This is a genomic window from Sphingobium sp. CFD-1, assembly GCF_024611115.1.
Classification (GTDB): Bacteria; Pseudomonadota; Alphaproteobacteria; order Sphingomonadales; family Sphingomonadaceae; genus Sphingobium; species Sphingobium baderi_A.
Window position 1 is genome coordinate 3,076,795 of record NZ_CP084398.1, and the last position, 16,072, is coordinate 3,092,866.

Here is a 16,072-nt window from a genome sequence, read left to right on the forward strand (position 1 = left end):
AAAAATGCATCGCTGCTTTCCCTTGTTGCATGTCCAAATATGGACTATGCCTTGATCTGGAGGCGCAAGATGATCGAACAGCCCAATGATGCAGCGATAAATGCCGGCCCTGCCGTGCTCGATCTTTCCCGTTTCGAGCCGGTCAACCGCCGTCGCCTGAGCGCGCCAGCCTTGCGTACCTTCCTGGTTATCGCCGATCTGTGGGGCCTGACGGAGCAGCAGCGCCGCTTGATCCTCGGCTATCCATCCCGCTCCACCTTCCACAACTGGTGCAAGCAGGCGCGTGAGCATGGCTCGATCACCCTAGATGTCGACGTGCTGACACGCATCTCCGCAATACTGGGCATCCATCAGGCTTTGCGCGTACTCTTCACCGAAGAACGTGAAGGCGTCGCCTGGTTGCGCCAACCACATAATGCACGCCCGTTCGGCGGGAATCCGCCGCTCGACCTAGCCACCAACGGGACGCAGGACGGCCTGATGACCATCCGTCGTTTCCTCGATGCGGCGCGGGGAGGTCTCTACATGCCTCCAACAGCCACAGAAGCGGATTTCGTGCCCTGTGAGGATAGCGAGATCATATTCCAGTGACAGGCACACTTTCAAGCGCGCCGCATCCAAGCTTTCGCCTCATCCCATCCCGCTTTCCTCCGATCGGGCTCTTCGACACAGTCGCCACGGCAGCCGATGCGGAGGCCGTCATGGAACTTGCCGGCTGGACCAACGACCGTCTGGTGGCCGATCGCCTGGCCCGGCTACCCAAGTCCCAATGGGTCTATGGCCGCGCCAATTCCGGGGTCATCATGGCCACGTTCCTGCATACGGCCCCCCGGGGCATGCGCTTCAACGGCCCGGATCTCGGTGCCTGGTATGCATCCAGCGAGATCGAGACAGCGGCTGCGGAGGTCGGACACCATCTGCGCCGCGAAGCGATCGCCCGCAACGTGCCGAGCATGAACCGAACCTACCGGACTTATTCAGCCAGGCTGCTTGGCGATGATTATCACGACCTTCGTGCGCTACAGAGCAGTCTCAAAGATATTTATCGATCCGACAGCTATGATGCTGCCCAGCAATTTGGAGAAGTCATTCGGACTGAAGAAAAGGCCGGCATCATATTTGACAGCCTCCGTCGCAAAGGCGGAACGAATATTGTTTCTTACATCCCGACTAACATCATCGACGTAATGCAAACCGATCATTTCGAAATCAGCGTCGAAGCCGGAGCGCGCGCGATCTACGTGCGGCGCCTGGATGCCATCAATATCCGACATCTCAAGCAGTAATCGGATTGGGCGTCCAGTCCGTTAAAGGGCACAGGCCTGCTCATTTGGCATCAGTTTCTCACATGACGGCGCAAACGCCCGGAAGATCGCCAAGGACAGGATCGTTCATCATTGGACCACAGACCAGCACTCCCCACCGGAAATCTGTATGTAAAATCTGGCTGGCAACTCTTCCCTCAAGGGGTGAGGCTCTCTTTGGAGAGTTAAAACCCTGCAAAAGCAAGGTGGTGACCCCTACGGGAATCGAACCCGTGTTTCAGCCGTGAAAGGGCCGCGTCCTAGACCGCTAGACGAAGGGGCCACATGCAGTCCGCCTGAGCGATGCTGCGAAGCGAGGCGGGCATTAGGGGTTGGCTTCGCGCCGGTCAACCCCCTTAGGTCATCAAAATGCAGCTTTGTTTCAATCGGCCCAGGCGGCGTCTTCCAGATGGAGTTCGGCAGCGGGGCGCGGGCCCCAATCGTCGATCTTCGCCCGGCCAGCCACCCAAAGCCGCCGATCCCTGGGCGCTGCGAGAATGGCCTGCCCCAGTTCCGTTTCGGCCTTGCGGAAGGCGATGGTCTTGATCGACCGGCCATCGTCGCCCGCCATGATGGCGCGCAAATGGCCGTTGCCGACCACATCCGCCTTGATGACGCGCATGGGCCCGGACGCGATGAGCGGCGCGGGCCAGCCCGCCCCATAGGGACCGCCGGCTTCCATCGCCGCGACGAAATCGGGATTGACCCCGGCAGGCGCGAGCACGGCGTCTATCATCAGGGCGCGGTCGTCGCGGGAACGGGCCACGGCGGCGGAAAGGCGATCGTCGAGGAAATCGATCAGCGCATCCAGCTTTTCCGCCGCAACGGTCAGGCCCGCCGCCATGGCATGACCCCCGCCGGCGACCAGCAGACCGCCATCCTTGGCGGCGAGGACGGCGGCACCCAGGTCGACGCCGGATATGGACCGGCCCGACCCCTTGCCGATGCCGTCTTCGTCGAGGGCGATGACGATGGCGGGACGCCCCGCTTTCTCCTTAAGGCGGCCCGCCACGATGCCGATGACGCCGGGATGCCAGCCCGCACCGGAGACCAGTGCAACAGCACGATTGCCCTGCGCCTCCAGCAACGCCTCCGCCTGTTCCTGCACCAGCGATTCGATGGCGCGCCGCTCTTCGTTGAGACGGTCGAGTGCGGCCGCGATGCGGGCGGCTTCCAGCGGATCCTCGGTCGTCAGCAGGCGCACGCCCAGATCCGCCTTGCCCACGCGCCCGCCCGCATTGATGCGCGGCCCCAGCGCGAAGCCGAGATCATGGCACAGCGGCGCGCGGCTAAGGCGGCTGGCGTCCATCAGCGCGGCCAGGCCGATATTGCGCCGCTTCGCCATGACCTTCAGTCCCTGCGCCACAAAGGCCCGGTTCAGCCCCTTGAGCTGCGCCACATCGGCGACGGTGCCCAGCGCCACGATGTCGAGCAATTCCATGAGCGGCGGTTCGGATCGCGCCGCGAACCATCCGCGCGCACGCAATGTCCGCACCAGCGCTGCGCCCAGCAGGAAGGCCACGCCCACCGCCGCCAGATGGCCATGCGCGGCGGCTTCATCCGCTTCATCGAGGCGGTTGGGGTTGACCAGCGCGAAGGCTTCGGGAAGCGCGGCGGCGCATTTGTGATGATCGACCACGACCACATCGACGCCGGCCTGCTTCGCTTGCAGCAACGCGTCGAAAGCCTGCGCGCCGCAATCGACGGTGACGATCAGGCTCGCGCCCTCTCCCGCCAGCCGCACCAGCGCCTCGCCCGATGGACCATAGCCTTCCATCAGGCGATCAGGGATATAGGGTTTCGCGTTCAGTCCCAGATCGCGCAATAGCCGGATCAGCAGCGCCGCGCTGGTCGCGCCGTCCACGTCATAATCGCCAAAGATGCGGACATCCTCCTGACGCTGCACGGCGTCAGCGAGCCGGTCGGCGGCGGCGTCCATGTCGCGGAACAGGCTGGGGTCGGGCATGAAATGGCGGATGGTGGGATTGCGGTGCGCCTCCACCGCCTCACGCGGACAGCCGCGTGCCAGCAGCAATTGCGTCACCAGATCGTCGGGGCGATAACCGGGATCGCGGGCATCCGCCCCCTGCCCGCGCCAGCGCCAGGGTTGGCCCGATATGGAGCGGGAGATGTTCAGCGAGATCGTCATGGCACGGCTGTAGACCCGTCCCGCCGCCGAGGGAAGCGCGCCGTCGATCGTAGCGGGTTTGGAACCTGCACAAGACATTGAGCGTATTGTCAATTCCACGCTCCTGTGAAAGAGCGGGCATGAAAGGGGCAAAAGATTGACGGGCGACAGGCGCAGAACCGGGATGGGGCATGCCATCGGCATGGCTATGATCGCGGCGTGCCCACCCACTCTGATGGCCCAGACACCACCTCCCGCCAATGTAGACCAGCCCGCGCCCGAGCCTGAAAAGCCGATCCTGTCAGACGACCAGTTCGAACAGCGCCTGCCCCCTCTGGGCGACGCGCCATCGGACGCCGCATCGCCGCTGCCGTCCGTCGACAGCTGGCTGGATCAGCAGATGCCGCAGACCGCCGCAACGCCCGGGGAATTGCCGCCCACCACCGAGCCGGCCGCCGACGCAGAACTGGCCCAGCCCCTGCCCGCGCTCGACAGCGTGACGGTGCCCGCGCAGGTCGCTGAAGATGTTCCCGACGAAAAACTGCCCGCCGTGCATTATGCGGTTTCGGTGGAGGGTTTCGACGGCACCGGACTGGAAGACGAATTCCGGGAAGCCTCCGCCCTGGTCGACGGCAAAGGCAAGGCGGACACCGCCGCCATGGTGCAGGCCCGCGCGCAGGAGGATGAGGCGCTCGCGGTGCGGCTGCTCTATTCGGAGGGCTATTATGACGGAACGGCGCTGTCCTCGCTGGAACAGTCGGGCGACGGCGCGCTGAAGGCAGTGGTTTCGGTGACGCCGGGGAAAAGATACCGGATCGGCGACATCGTCATCAATGCGGGGCCGACCGTGCCGCCGGGCCTGATCCGCGACAGCCTGCCGCTCAAGACCGGCGATTATATCGTGGCGGCGCAGGTGGAGGGCGCGGAGGCCAATGTCGCGCTCAAGCTGCCGGAGAACGGCTATCCCTTCGTGAAGGTCGGGGACCGCGATATCTTGCTCGATCCCGCCACCGTGACGGGCGACTATACGCTGCCGGTCGAAACAGGACCGCGCGGCTCCTTCCGGGGCATCGCCACCAGCGGAAAGAAGCAGGCGTTCGGCGCGGATCATATGAAAGTCATCAGCCGCTTCAAGCCGGACGAGCTTTACGACAGCCGCAAGGTGGACGACCTGCGCCGCGCGCTGGTGGCGACGGGGCTGTTTTCCAGCGTCGCCGTCGATCCGGTGCAGACCGGCGCGCCGGGACCGGACGGCACGGAATATGTCGACCTGCATGTCGAGCAGGAAGCCGGGCCGCCGCGCACGCTGGCGGGCGAGCTGGGCTATGGCACCGGGCAGGGGTTCCGGGCCGAAGGGACATGGACGCACCGCAATCTCTTCCCGCCCGAAGGCGCGCTGATCGGCGGGGTGATCGCGGGGACGCAGGAACAGGGCGTATCGGGCACCTTCCGCCGGTCCAACGCAGGCAAGCGCGACCGGACGTTCCAGGCGGGCGTCAACGTCAATCACCAGAAATATGACGCCTATGAAGCCTTCACCCTGGGCCTCAACGCCAGCATCTCCCGCCAGTCGACGCCGATCTTCCAGAAGCGATGGACTTATACTTATGGCGTCGAAGTGCTGCTTTCGAACGAAAAGACCACGGTCGACGAAAGTACGGGCGACGCCAAGCGGCTGACCTATTTCATCGGCGCATTGCCGATGCAGCTTGGCTATGACCGGTCGAACGACCTGCTCGATCCCACCAAGGGATTCCGCGCCAATCTGCGCGTGTCGCCCGAAGCCTCCTTGCAGGGCAATGTGTCGCCCTATGTCCGGGCGACCTTCGATCTGGCGGGCTATTACCCGGTGTCCGACAGTCTGGTGGTCGCGGCGCGCACGCGGGTGGGCACGATCACCGGGGCGGCGCGCGACGACATCGCCCCGTCACGGCGCATCTATGCGGGCGGGGGCGGATCGGTGCGCGGCTATGGCTATCAGGAGTTGGGGCCAAAGGACGCGAACAACGATCCGGTCGGCGGCCGGTCCGTGAACGAGTTCGCGGTCGAGGGGCGCTATCGGTTCGGCAATTACGGCATCGTCGCCTTTGTCGACGCGGGGCAGGTCTATGAAAGCGCCATGCCCAAATTCTCCGACATTCGGTACGGCGTCGGCATAGGCGGGCGCTTCTACACCAATTTCGGACCGTTCCGCGCGGATATCGCCATGCCGATCAACCGGCAGCCGGGCGAATCCAAATTCGCCCTCTATATCGGCATAGGGCAGGCATTCTGATGGCGGACGATACTCCCCCTCCCCCAGCCCGTCCGGGACGTCCGCTCTGGGCGAAGATCGCCATCGGCGCGGCGGGCCTGGTCGTGGCGCTGGCCGTGCTGGCTGTAGGACTTTTGCTGTTCCTCAATACCCAGCCGGGCAAGACATTCCTGATCCGCCAGATCGCCGCGCTCAAGATGGAATCCGGCATGGCGATCGAGGTCGGGCGGATCGACGGGTCGATCTACAGCGACATGGTGATCCATGACCTCGTCCTGCGCGATCCCAAGGGCGTGTTCGCCGTCAGTCCGCAAGTGCATGTGGTGTGGCGCCCGTTCCGCTACATCAACAATCATATTTCCGTGCAGTTGCTGGAGAGTCCGCTGGTGGTGCTGGCGCGCAGTCCGCAGTTCAACCAGACGCCGACCGATCCCAACGCGCCGATCCTGCCGGACCTCGACATCGACGTGGACCGGATGAAGCTGGCGCGGTTCATCCTTGCCAAGCCCGTCATCGGGCAGAAGCGGGAAATCGCCATCGACGGCGTGACCCATATCGCGGACGGGCGCGCGCAGCTTTCCGCCAATGCCGTGGTGGACAGCGGCGACCGTCTGGCCGCGAGCCTGGACGCCGTGCCCGCGCAGAACCGCCTCGCCATGAAGGGGACGCTCACCGCACCCAAGGGCGGCGTGATCGCGGCGATGACGGGATTGACCGACGGCGTCACCGCGACGCTCGACGGCAAGGGCACATGGCAGGCATGGGACGGGCGGCTGGTCGCGACATCGCCCAAGGGCGAGCTTGCGAATATCGCACTGGCGGCGCGGGATGGGAATTTCACCGCCAAAGGTCCGCTGCGGCCCGGCCTCGTCTTTGCCGGGACGGTGGACCGACTGACGACTCCCGCCTTCGACGTGGACCTGTTCGCGGGCCTCAACGAGCGGCGCGTGAACCTCAAAGGCACATTGCGTTCGCCTGCGCTGGCGGCGAACGCGCAGGGCCTCATCGACTTGGGCAAGAGCCGGTTCAGCGCGCTCAAGATCGACGCGGCGCTGCTGACGCCCGGCGCGATCATGGAAAAGGTGAAGGGCCGGGACGTGCGCGCCTCCGTCATTCTCGACGGGCCGATGGCGACGCCCTTTGTCGACTATGACATCACGGCGGCCATGCTCGCCTTCGACGCAACCGGTATCGAAGGATTGAAGGCCAGCGGGCGGGCGGTGATCGACGCGGATCGCATCCGCATCCCGGTGAGCGCCACGGCGCGGCGGGTGACGGGCCTTAACGCCGCCGCTGGGGGCCTGCTCGAAAATCTGCGCGTGAAGGGCGACTTCGCTTATGCAGGCGGAAAGCTCATCAGCGACAACCTCAAGATCAACAGCAACCGGATCGACGCGACGGCCATTGTCCTCGCCGACCTCGACAACGCCATCTATCGCGGCGCGCTCAAGGGGCGGGTCAATGATTACAAGGTCGACGGCGTCGGCATCGTGAACCTGACCACGGACATGGAGCTGGTGCCGGGGCCGAAGGGCGGCTTTGGCCTGTCGGGCAAGTTCGGCGTGCGGACCGCGCGATGGGACAATGCGTCGGTGCGCGATTTCCTGGGCGGCAACGCCGTCGCGAGCGGGCGGATCGGCATGACGCCGGAGGGCAAGTTCACGCTGGCGGGCCTCAAAGGCGCCGCGCCCAATTTCCGAATTCTGTCCGGCTCCAGCAGCTATGACACGGACGGCGCGATCACCTTCGACGCGGCGGCGGCGTCGAAGCAATATGGGCCGCTGACGCTGGCCGTGCGCGGCACGATGGAGCGGCCGCAGGCGGTGCTGCGCGCGGCGCGGCCCAATGTCGGCGTGCAGTTGCGCGATGTGGTAGCAAAGCTGAACGGCGAGGCGGCGGGATACCGGCTGGAGGCGACGGGCGGGTCTGACTATGGCCCCTTCTTCGCCAATGTGCTGATCCGCACGGCGCAGGGACCGCTCACCATCGACGTGACCAGGGCGCGCTTTGCGGGCGTGGATATGGCGGGGACACTGCGCCAGACGCAGGCAGGGCCGTTCGCGGGCCAACTTTCCCTGAACGGATCGGGCATCAACGGCGCCGTTCGTCTGGCGGCGGTCGGCGAGGCGCAGGGCGTCGACGTGAACGCCGCCGCCAGCAATGCGAAGCTGCCGGGCGAGGCCGATGTGGTGATCGGGCGCGCGCTCGTCAGCGCCTCCATGGTGCTGACGGACCAGCCGCGCATAGTGGCCGATGTGCAGATGGCGAACGCGGCTTATGGCGACTATATCGTGCGCAAGGCGCGGGCCAGGATCGACTATCAGGGCGGGCGGGGCCGCGCGCAGCTTGTCGCCGACGGGTCGAGCGGCGTGCCCTTTTCCATAGCGGTCAATGCGGCGCTGCGGCCCACGCTCTATGCCGTGGCGGTGCAGGGCAAGGCGAGCAATGTCGACTTCCGCCTCGCCAAGCCCGCGATCATCCGCATCGAGCAGGGTGGATACAGGCTGGAACCGGCGACGCTGGTGCTGCCGCAGGGGAAAGTCGATCTGGCCGGCCGTTTCGGCGACCGCACGGCGTTGCAGGCGCGGTTCAAGGATTTCGACCTCGCCATCGTCAACATGTTCAGCCCCGGCATCGGCATTGGCGGGCGGGCGACGGGGACGCTGGACTTCGCGCAGGAAGGAAACGCCTTCCCCATCGCGACGACGCGGCTGGCGATCAGCGACTTCCGCCGCTCCAGCCTGACCGCCGTGTCCGATCCGGTGGCGATGAATGTCGAAGGCAAGCTGACGGCGGCGGGCGGCGACCTGCGCGGCGTCATCCGCCGCGGCAATGCGTCGCTGGGCCGCTTCATCGCAACGCTGGCGCCGCCCGGACCGGGTGCAAGCTGGTCCGAGCAACTGATGGCCGCGCCGCTGGGCGGAGGCATCCGCTATGCCGGGCCTGCCGATGTGCTCTTCTCCTTCGCGGGGCTGGCCGATCAGCGGCTGACGGGACCGATCGCGGTGGCGGCGGACTTTGGCGGCCGGGTGAACGATCCGCGCATCAACGGCCTCGTCCGCGCCAATGCGCTGACCTATGAAAATGAGACGTTCGGCACGCGGGTCACGCAAATGCGGCTGGACGGGCGCTTCACCAACGACCGGCTGGAGATCAGGGACTTTTCCGGCCGGGCGGGCGACGGCACCGTGCAGGCGAGCGGGACCGTAGGCCTCGCGGCGGACAGCGGCTTTCCGATGAACATCGCGGTGAAGATGGACCGCGCCCGCCTCGCCCGCAGCGAAGCCATCACCAGCGTCGTCAGCGGCACGCTCGCCATCACCAACAGCGCGGCCGATGGCGGGCTTATCAAGGGCGACCTGTCGCTGCCCGAAACCCGCTACCGCGTGGCGTGGCAGGGCGGCACCGACATCCGCCAACTGCAAGGCGTGCGGCGCAAGGGCGAGGGCACGGATATCCTGGACCAGCGCATTGCGGCGCGGCAGGCGGCGGCCAAGCCCGCCGACTGGAAGCTCGATATCCGGGTGCGGGCGGACAATGAAATCTATGTGACCGGCATGGGCCTCGATTCCGAATGGAAAACCAACATGCGCGTCACCGGCACCACCGCCAATCCGCGCGTGGTCGGCAAGATCGAGGTGATACGGGGCCGCTACAGCTTCTCGGGCCATCAGTTCGAGCTGGAACAGGGCGTCATCACCTTTGAAGGGGAGATGATGAACCCGACGCTGGCGATCCGCGCGGAAACGAAGATCGACGCCGTCACAGCGGGAATCGCGGTCAACGGCTCGGCGCAGCGGCCCGACATCAGCTTCATATCCAACCCGACCTTGCCGCAGGACGAGATATTGGCGCGCATCCTGTTCGGCAGCAATGTGGCGAACCTGTCGGCGACGCAGGCGGTGCAACTGGCGGTGGCGCTGAACGGCCTGCGCGGCGGCAGCGGGGGCCTCAATCCGCTGGGCAAGTTGCAGGGCGCTTCCGGCCTCGACCGCATCGGCATTGTCGGTGGGGACGAGGCGACCGGGCGCGGCACGTCGCTGGCGGTCGGGCAGCATATCTCCAACAATGTCTATGTGGAGGTGATTACCGACCCCAAGGGCTTCACGGCAACCCAACTCGAAATTGCACTGTCCAAGACGTTAAGCCTGCTGTCGAAAACCGGCACTAATACGGGGTCCTCTGCAAACCTGCGCTATTCGAAGGATTATTGAGGACGACGGAGGGCTGTCGTGGATGGGATTTACGGCTCCCACGGCAGCCAAGGTCCCACCTGCCTTCGACACGTCCGCTCCTAAATGGCTGTCCGGTCGGGACGGCCATTGAGGCTTGCGGGCTGGACTGCTAAGCGCGGCCATCATGGATGATATGACACAGTCATCGCCCCGCGCCGCCGAGCGTCCGTCCCTCGGCAGCCTCGGGATGGTGTGGGGTTTCGCGCGGCGTTATCCCTCCCGTATCGGCGGAGCGCTCATAGCCTTGCTGGTATCTTCCGCCGCCACGCTTGCCATTCCGGCCGGTTTCCGGCTGGTCATCGACCGGGGCTTCATTGGCGGCGGCGATATTGGCCGCTGGTTCGAATATCTGTTCCTGATCGTCACCATTCTGGCCATCGCCACTGCACTGCGTTTTTATTTCGTGGCATGGCTGGGCGAACGGGTGGTCGCCGACATACGATCCGCCACGCAGGCCAATCTGCTGCGGCAAGCCCCCCGTTTCTTCGAGGAAAACCGTCCTTCCGAAATAGCATCACGCATGACGTCCGACACGGCCATCATCGACCAGGTCGTCGGCTCCACCGTATCGGTGGCACTCCGCAATATCGTCACGGGGATTGGCGGATTGGTCTATCTGTTCGCCCTGGCTCCCAAGCTGGCCGCTTTGCTCCTTCTGGGCATTCCAGCGATCGTGCTGGCCATGGTGAGCCTTGGCCGCCGCGTCCGTAAACTGTCCCGCACCAGTCAGGACAGGTTGGCCGATGTTGGCAGCGTGACATCCGAAGTGCTGGGCGCAATGAAAGTTGTTCAGGCCTTCGGACAGGAAAAGCGTGAAGCGGCGCGATTCGACAGCACGGTCGAGGCAGGTTTCGATACCGCGCGTCGCCGGATTTTGCTGCGCGCTGCTATGACCGCAGTGGTGATCGCCTTGGTTTTCGGATCGATCACCGCCGTGATGTGGCAGGGCGCAGTCGATGTGTCCGCAGGACGGCTTTCGGGCGGAAGCATCGCCGCTTTCGTGCTGACCGGCGGCCTGGTTGCCGGGGCTTTTGGCGCCCTGTCGGAAACGTGGGGAGATCTTCTGCGCGGCGCCGGCGCGGCCAGCCGTTTACATGAATTGATGGCCGCTGAACCTCAGATCCTCCCTCCAGCGCAGCCCAAAGCACTTCCGTACCTTCCTGACGGTGCCCGACTGGAGTTCGACAAGGTTCATTTCCATTATCCCACCCGCCCGGACCAAGCAGCGCTCAAGGGTGTGTCACTGGATATCGCGCCTGGACAGACCATGGCGATTGTCGGCCCTTCGGGTGCAGGCAAGTCGACCCTGATCCAGTTAGCCCTGCGCTTTTATGATCCGGATGCGGGCGAAATACGCCTGAACGGTATTCCCCTGACACAGGCAGATCCGGCTACCCTGCGTTCTATGATCGCTCTGGTTCCGCAGGAAAGCATCATCTTTGCAGGATCAGCGCGTGACAATCTGCGATACGGCCGATGGGACGCTTCGGATGAAGAGATCTGGGTTGCCGCACGGGCCGCCAATGCCGAAGCTTTTCTGCGAGCCTTGCCCGATGGGCTGGACAGCCATCTGGGCGAAGGTGGCTCGCGTCTGTCGGGCGGTCAGCGTCAGCGCATTTCGATTGCCCGCGCCTTGCTACGCGATGCGCCCATATTGCTGCTGGATGAAGCCACTTCCGCTCTGGATGCCGAATCGGAAGAGCTGGTCAAGGACGCGCTTGAGCGGCTGATGCGGAACCGAACGACGATCGTCATCGCCCACCGCCTGGCAACCGTTCGCGCGGCCGACCATATTGTCGTGCTGGATGAAGGCCAGGTGGTTGAACAGGGCGATCACGCCACGTTGGTGGCTGAAGGCGGCCTTTATGCCCGATTGGCGCGGTTGCAGTTCCAAGACGGCGTGCCCGCCTGAACATTCCGGCGCATTGCGCCGACCCAAAAATAATTCGCTCAATTCAGGAGATCTTGACGCGCCAGTCCGATGACATGATCGAAAATTGCGGGGTGTAGGGGTCTGTCGAAAGCACATCCCGATTCATGCGCCCGCGTCCACAGCACGATAGCCCGGCGCCCTTCGAAACCTGGTAAAGCGATCCACAATTCCTTGCCAGGGGTCAGCTTCGCGAAACTTTGAAGGCGAAAGCCCGCGAGAGACAGATTTGTGATCCGGCTTGTGAACCAATTTTCGCCTGGCCGCCGAATCCTGACATCGATCGACACGGACCGCCGTTCCGCCCCCCGTCCTCTCCGATCCGGCCCTGGCTGCCGTTCGGCATCGATGGTCCGATGTCGCGTCATGTCACATTTTTACATGGGCCTTCATCGTAACAAAAAAGTTAACGAGCAGCCCCCAGCGTATATGCATGACAAAAAAAGGGCCGCCGAAGCGGCCCTTTGGGCAGGTAGAAACTTCTCTTCCAACACGCCAGAAAGCAGGATTATCCTCTCCCCAGCGCGGCGGCGGTATCAGAAGTTCCCATATTGCTCATTGCCAACGAAGCCCAGCTTCGTGACGCCAGCGCGTTTAATTTCCGCCAACACCTGATCGACCACAACATAGCGGGTCTGGGCATTGGGCTGGAACTGCAGTTCCGGCTCAACTGGCAGACGCAGCGATTGCTGCAGATACTGACGCAGGGTCAGCAGGTCGATCGAGGAACCGTTCCAAGTGATGACACCGCTGGGATCGATTGCGACCTTGTTCTTGACGGGATCGATCACGCTGTCCGTCGGCGGCGCATTCTGCGGCAGGTCGATCTTGACCGCGTGGGTCTGGATCGGGATCGTGATGATGAACATGATGAGGAGAACGAGCATGACGTCGATAAGCGGCGTCGTGTTCATTTCCATCATTGGTTCGCCGTCATCTTTTCCGGCACTCATAGCCATGGGGCGATACTCCTAGAACTTTTACAGCCGCTGCGTGGTGGTGCCCGGTTCAGGTTCGGAGATGAAGCCGACCTTCGGGAAACCAGCGCGCTGCATCGTGTAGATGGTGCCGCCGATGCACCGATACGGGGTATTGATATCGCCGCGGATGTGCACTTCAGGCAAATCCTCCGGCGTCAGATTTTCGACGCCACCCGCTTTCTTGATATCCGCTTCCAGCTTCGCCACCGCACGATTAAGCAGCTCATCGGACGAAACCCGGGTCAGGTTCCAATACACCGCGCAGCTACCGTCCGAACCAGTCGTGACCGACAGGGAAACATTTTCCGGCTTCGTCGTCGTCGGCTCGAACGCCACCTTGGGGAGCTGCAGCTGAACCGTCTGGACGACGACCGGGACCGCGATGAGGAAGATGATGAGCAACACCAGCATAACGTCGACGAGCGGCGTCGTGTTGATGTCGGACATCGGGGCGTCATCACCGCCGTCGGAGCCAACACTCATTGCCATTGATAATATCCTAACATACGTCTCTATGGCGCCCCGCCAAGCGAGGCCCATGGCCGGTTGGGAACCAGGCGATCGCAGCCGCCCGCCGGTTCCCGAACCGACTTTTCAAGCGATCAGGCCTTGTTCGGCGCAGCGGCCGGCTTGGCAGCCGAAGCAGCCGGAGCGGCAGCCACGGACGGACGAACCGCACCGTTCGAAACCAGATAAGCCAGCAGATCAACGGTGAAGCTGTTGAGCTGTTCCGCGATCGACTTGTTGCGGCGCTGCAGGAAGTTATAGGCAAGCACCGCAGGAACGGCCACGGCCAGACCCAAGGCGGTCATGATGAGCGCTTCACCGACCGGGCCTGCAACAGCGTCAATCGATGCCTGACCAGCCGCGCCGATCTTGATGAGCGCGCGATAGATGCCGATAACCGTACCGAACAGACCGATGAACGGCGAGGTCGCGCCAACGGTCGCGAGGAAGGCAAGGCCGCCACCCAGGCTGGAGTTGATCTGCGCTTCCGAACGCGCAAGCGAGCCGTGCAGCCAATCATGCGCTTCGACCGGATCGGTCAGCTTGGTGTGTTCTTCCTGAGCCTTGATGCCGTCATCGACGATCTGCTTGTAGGCCGAATTCTTTTCAAGCTTCGCCGCGCCTTCCTTCAGGCTGGGCGCACGCCAGAAGCTCGCGCGGACCTTCTTGCCCTGGTTGATGACCTTCTGCTGCTCGATCAGCTTGGTGAACAGGATGTAGAAAGTGCCGACCGACATGGCGCAAAGGATGATGAAGACGGTCCAGGCAATGACGCCGCCCTGCTCGAGGGCTTCCATCAGACCGTAGGGATTGGCCGCCTTTGGGGCAGCGGCCGCTGCGATAGACATCAACATGTTCAAGACTTCCCTCTCAAATAGATCGTAAGAAAGGGAAGGCGGCGTGGGTCGCCAGCCTTCCCGTCACTGAATTACTCCGGCAGTCGCCAAGTGATGCGGCCATTATATGTATCCGCCATCTCCTGGCCGTCCGAACCCTTGGCGGGCTTGAACCTGGCGCGTTTCGGCAGCAGGCGGCATGTCGCCTCGTCGAGATCGGAATGGCCGGTCGAAGAGGTGATGGTGCAGCTGGTCACGCGACCATCCGGTCCGATTTCCAGTCTGAAGCCAGCGGTACCCGAACGTTCTTCACGCTGGGCGCGGCTTGGATAGTCGGCATCGCTGAGCCAGCTACCAGGCGCCGAGCGCGGCGTTGCACGGCTTGCCGCGACCGGGGGCGGAGGCGGCGGCGGCGGTGGGGCCGCTACCGGAACCGGATTGAAAACCGGCGGAGGTGTACGCACGGTCTGGATCGGCGGCGCAGGGGCCGGCGTCTGCACGATCGGCGGAGGAGCAACGACCGGCGGCGGCTCGACCGGCTGGTCTGGCGGCGGCGGCGGCGGCTCCTCATCAGGTGGCGGCGGCTCCTCTTTCACGTCGATCACATTCAGCTGTTCCGCCGCCTTTTTGACATATTTCATGCCAAGACCGGTGACGAAGGCATAGCCGAGAACAGCGTGAATCAGGGCGACGATAATGATCGAGATCGTGCGACTCGATCCTTGCGAGTGGTCAGCATAGGCCATTCGGCAACGACACTCCTTAACTCAGCTTACTAGTTGTTATGCACAAATGAGCCAAAAACGACCCAAGACGGCCGGGCTCTCCCGGACATCCTTGGCCTATATCCTTCCCATTTGCTACCCTTCAAATTCCTATCGCGGCATCTTCCGCCACGCAAACGCTTTATCGCTTCACCCGTTTGCGTTTACAAACAATCTTAGCATCTCGCCATGGAATGGCTTGCATGTGACATTGATGCAACGGATTGCCAGCATATGATGAAGAAGACAGAGAAATCTACCGGCATGTCGAAAAATATCCTTTGGGCATGCCTCATTTCCGCCTCAAACCCTTTGATTTGGGCAAGTCCGATTGCTCAAGCCGCTCCACAATACTCGGAGTCCCCCCACTCCATCGTATCTTCCGGGCCCTCCTATGCGGACATTGCCGACCTTGCCGATGAGGCGCCCATCATCGCGCATGTGCTTATCCGCAACAGCATCCCCCTGTCCGAAAAACATGCCGGAGTTGTGCCGCCTGGCTATCGACGCCTCTATATCGAAGCGGATGTAATGGCCCTGATTCGCGGAGAGGGCGGCGTCAGCCCCTCCGTCAGCTACCTATATGATGCGCCGATCGACACCCGGGGAAAAACGGCCAAGCTGAAAAAGGTCCAAATGCTACTGTTTGCGAGACAAGGCACGCGGCCGGGCGACATCCAACTGGTCGCGCGGGATGCACAGATTCCCGCCACCTCCGCGGATATGGAACAGGTGAAGAATATTGTTTCGGCGCTTGTAGCGCCGGGTGCTCCGCCCCGCATCATAGGACCCGGCGATGCCTTCCATGTGTCGGGCACCATAGCGGGTGAAGGAGAGACACAGATTTTCCTTCGAACGGAAAATGGAGACCCTGTCTCTCTCTCAATCATAAGGCGACCCGGTCAGGAACCGCGATGGGCCGTGGCCTTGGGCGAGATCGTCGATGAAGCGGCGCGCCCGCCGCAGCCCGGCAGCCTGCTCTGGTACCGGCTTGCCTGCGCCCTTCCTCCCACGCTTCCTCCCCGATCGATCCGGGCATTGTCAGTGCCCGATGCCGAAGCGGCACAGGCGGACTATCGGCTTGTGATGCAAGCGCTGGGCCAATGCGACAGGACAAGGCAGGTTCGCTAGGCT

Annotated in this window: 12 protein-coding genes and 1 tRNA gene; 6 read left to right on the plus strand and 7 right to left on the minus strand. The window is 63.5% G+C overall.

The window, feature by feature from the left end:
• Window positions 1-69: 69 nt before the first annotated feature.
• Window positions 70-591: an MbcA/ParS/Xre antitoxin family protein gene (locus tag LDB26_RS15525; RefSeq protein WP_257539105.1), complete on the plus strand. Its 522-nt coding sequence runs from the start codon at window positions 70-72 to the stop codon at window positions 589-591.
• Between the two features lie 110 nt (window positions 592-701).
• On the plus strand, window positions 702-1,286 hold the full coding sequence (locus LDB26_RS15530) for an RES family NAD+ phosphorylase (protein ID WP_257539107.1): 585 nt from the start codon (window positions 702-704) through the stop codon (window positions 1,284-1,286).
• A gap of 225 nt (window positions 1,287-1,511) precedes the next feature.
• On the opposite strand, the gene LDB26_RS15535 is transcribed toward LDB26_RS15530, so the two are convergent.
• Both LDB26_RS15535 and recJ read right to left on the minus strand, forming a co-directional pair.
• A tRNA-Glu gene (locus tag LDB26_RS15535) sits at window positions 1,512-1,587 on the minus strand.
• A gap of 99 nt (window positions 1,588-1,686) precedes the next feature.
• A complete protein-coding gene (gene recJ, locus LDB26_RS15540; RefSeq protein WP_257539108.1) occupies window positions 1,687-3,453 on the minus strand; it encodes a single-stranded-DNA-specific exonuclease RecJ in 1,767 nt (588 codons plus the stop codon).
• 181 nt (window positions 3,454-3,634) lie between these two features.
• Here recJ and LDB26_RS15545 point away from each other — a divergent pair, with 181 nt between their 5' ends.
• From LDB26_RS15545 to LDB26_RS15555, 3 genes are all read left to right on the plus strand, one after another.
• The gene (locus LDB26_RS15545) at window positions 3,635-5,707 is read left to right on the plus strand and encodes a BamA/TamA family outer membrane protein (RefSeq protein WP_373886121.1); all 2,073 of its coding nucleotides are present in this window, start codon (window positions 3,635-3,637) and stop codon (window positions 5,705-5,707) included.
• Window positions 5,707-9,900 carry a translocation/assembly module TamB domain-containing protein gene (locus LDB26_RS15550; RefSeq protein WP_257539109.1) on the plus strand — a complete coding sequence of 1,398 codons (4,194 nt, stop codon included), beginning with the start codon at window positions 5,707-5,709 and terminating at the stop codon, window positions 9,898-9,900. The genes LDB26_RS15545 and LDB26_RS15550 overlap by 1 nt, the downstream gene beginning before the upstream one ends.
• 145 nt (window positions 9,901-10,045) lie before the next feature.
• A complete protein-coding gene (locus LDB26_RS15555; RefSeq protein ID WP_062060906.1) occupies window positions 10,046-11,833 on the plus strand; it encodes an ABC transporter transmembrane domain-containing protein in 1,788 nt (595 codons plus the stop codon).
• Between the two features lie 38 nt (window positions 11,834-11,871).
• Here the strand turns inward: LDB26_RS15555 and LDB26_RS15560 are convergent, their stop codons facing one another.
• The 5 genes from LDB26_RS15560 to LDB26_RS15580 all read right to left on the minus strand — a co-directional run bounded on the left by LDB26_RS15560 (window position 11,872) and on the right by LDB26_RS15580 (window position 14,920).
• The gene (locus LDB26_RS15560; protein WP_062068228.1) at window positions 11,872-12,201 is read right to left on the minus strand and encodes a PilZ domain-containing protein; all 330 of its coding nucleotides are present in this window, start codon (window positions 12,199-12,201) and stop codon (window positions 11,872-11,874) included.
• A gap of 186 nt (window positions 12,202-12,387) precedes the next feature.
• Window positions 12,388-12,810 (minus strand): biopolymer transporter ExbD, encoded by a 423-nt coding sequence (locus LDB26_RS15565; protein WP_062060909.1) that lies wholly within the window; start codon window positions 12,808-12,810, stop codon window positions 12,388-12,390.
• 21 nt (window positions 12,811-12,831) lie between these two features.
• Complete coding sequence (locus LDB26_RS15570; RefSeq protein WP_062060912.1) at window positions 12,832-13,320, minus strand: biopolymer transporter ExbD; 489 nt, start codon at window positions 13,318-13,320, stop codon at window positions 12,832-12,834.
• Between the two features lie 113 nt (window positions 13,321-13,433).
• The gene (locus LDB26_RS15575; RefSeq protein WP_062060915.1) at window positions 13,434-14,192 is read right to left on the minus strand and encodes a MotA/TolQ/ExbB proton channel family protein; all 759 of its coding nucleotides are present in this window, start codon (window positions 14,190-14,192) and stop codon (window positions 13,434-13,436) included.
• A 74-nt stretch (window positions 14,193-14,266) separates the two neighbouring features.
• Window positions 14,267-14,920: an energy transducer TonB gene (locus LDB26_RS15580; protein ID WP_062060919.1), complete on the minus strand. Its 654-nt coding sequence runs from the start codon at window positions 14,918-14,920 to the stop codon at window positions 14,267-14,269.
• A 255-nt stretch (window positions 14,921-15,175) separates the two neighbouring features.
• On the opposite strand from LDB26_RS15580, the gene LDB26_RS15585 reads away from it, so the two are divergent.
• On the plus strand, window positions 15,176-16,069 hold the full coding sequence (locus LDB26_RS15585; RefSeq protein WP_257542164.1) for a hypothetical protein: 894 nt from the start codon (window positions 15,176-15,178) through the stop codon (window positions 16,067-16,069).
• Window positions 16,070-16,072: the final 3 nt, after the last annotated feature.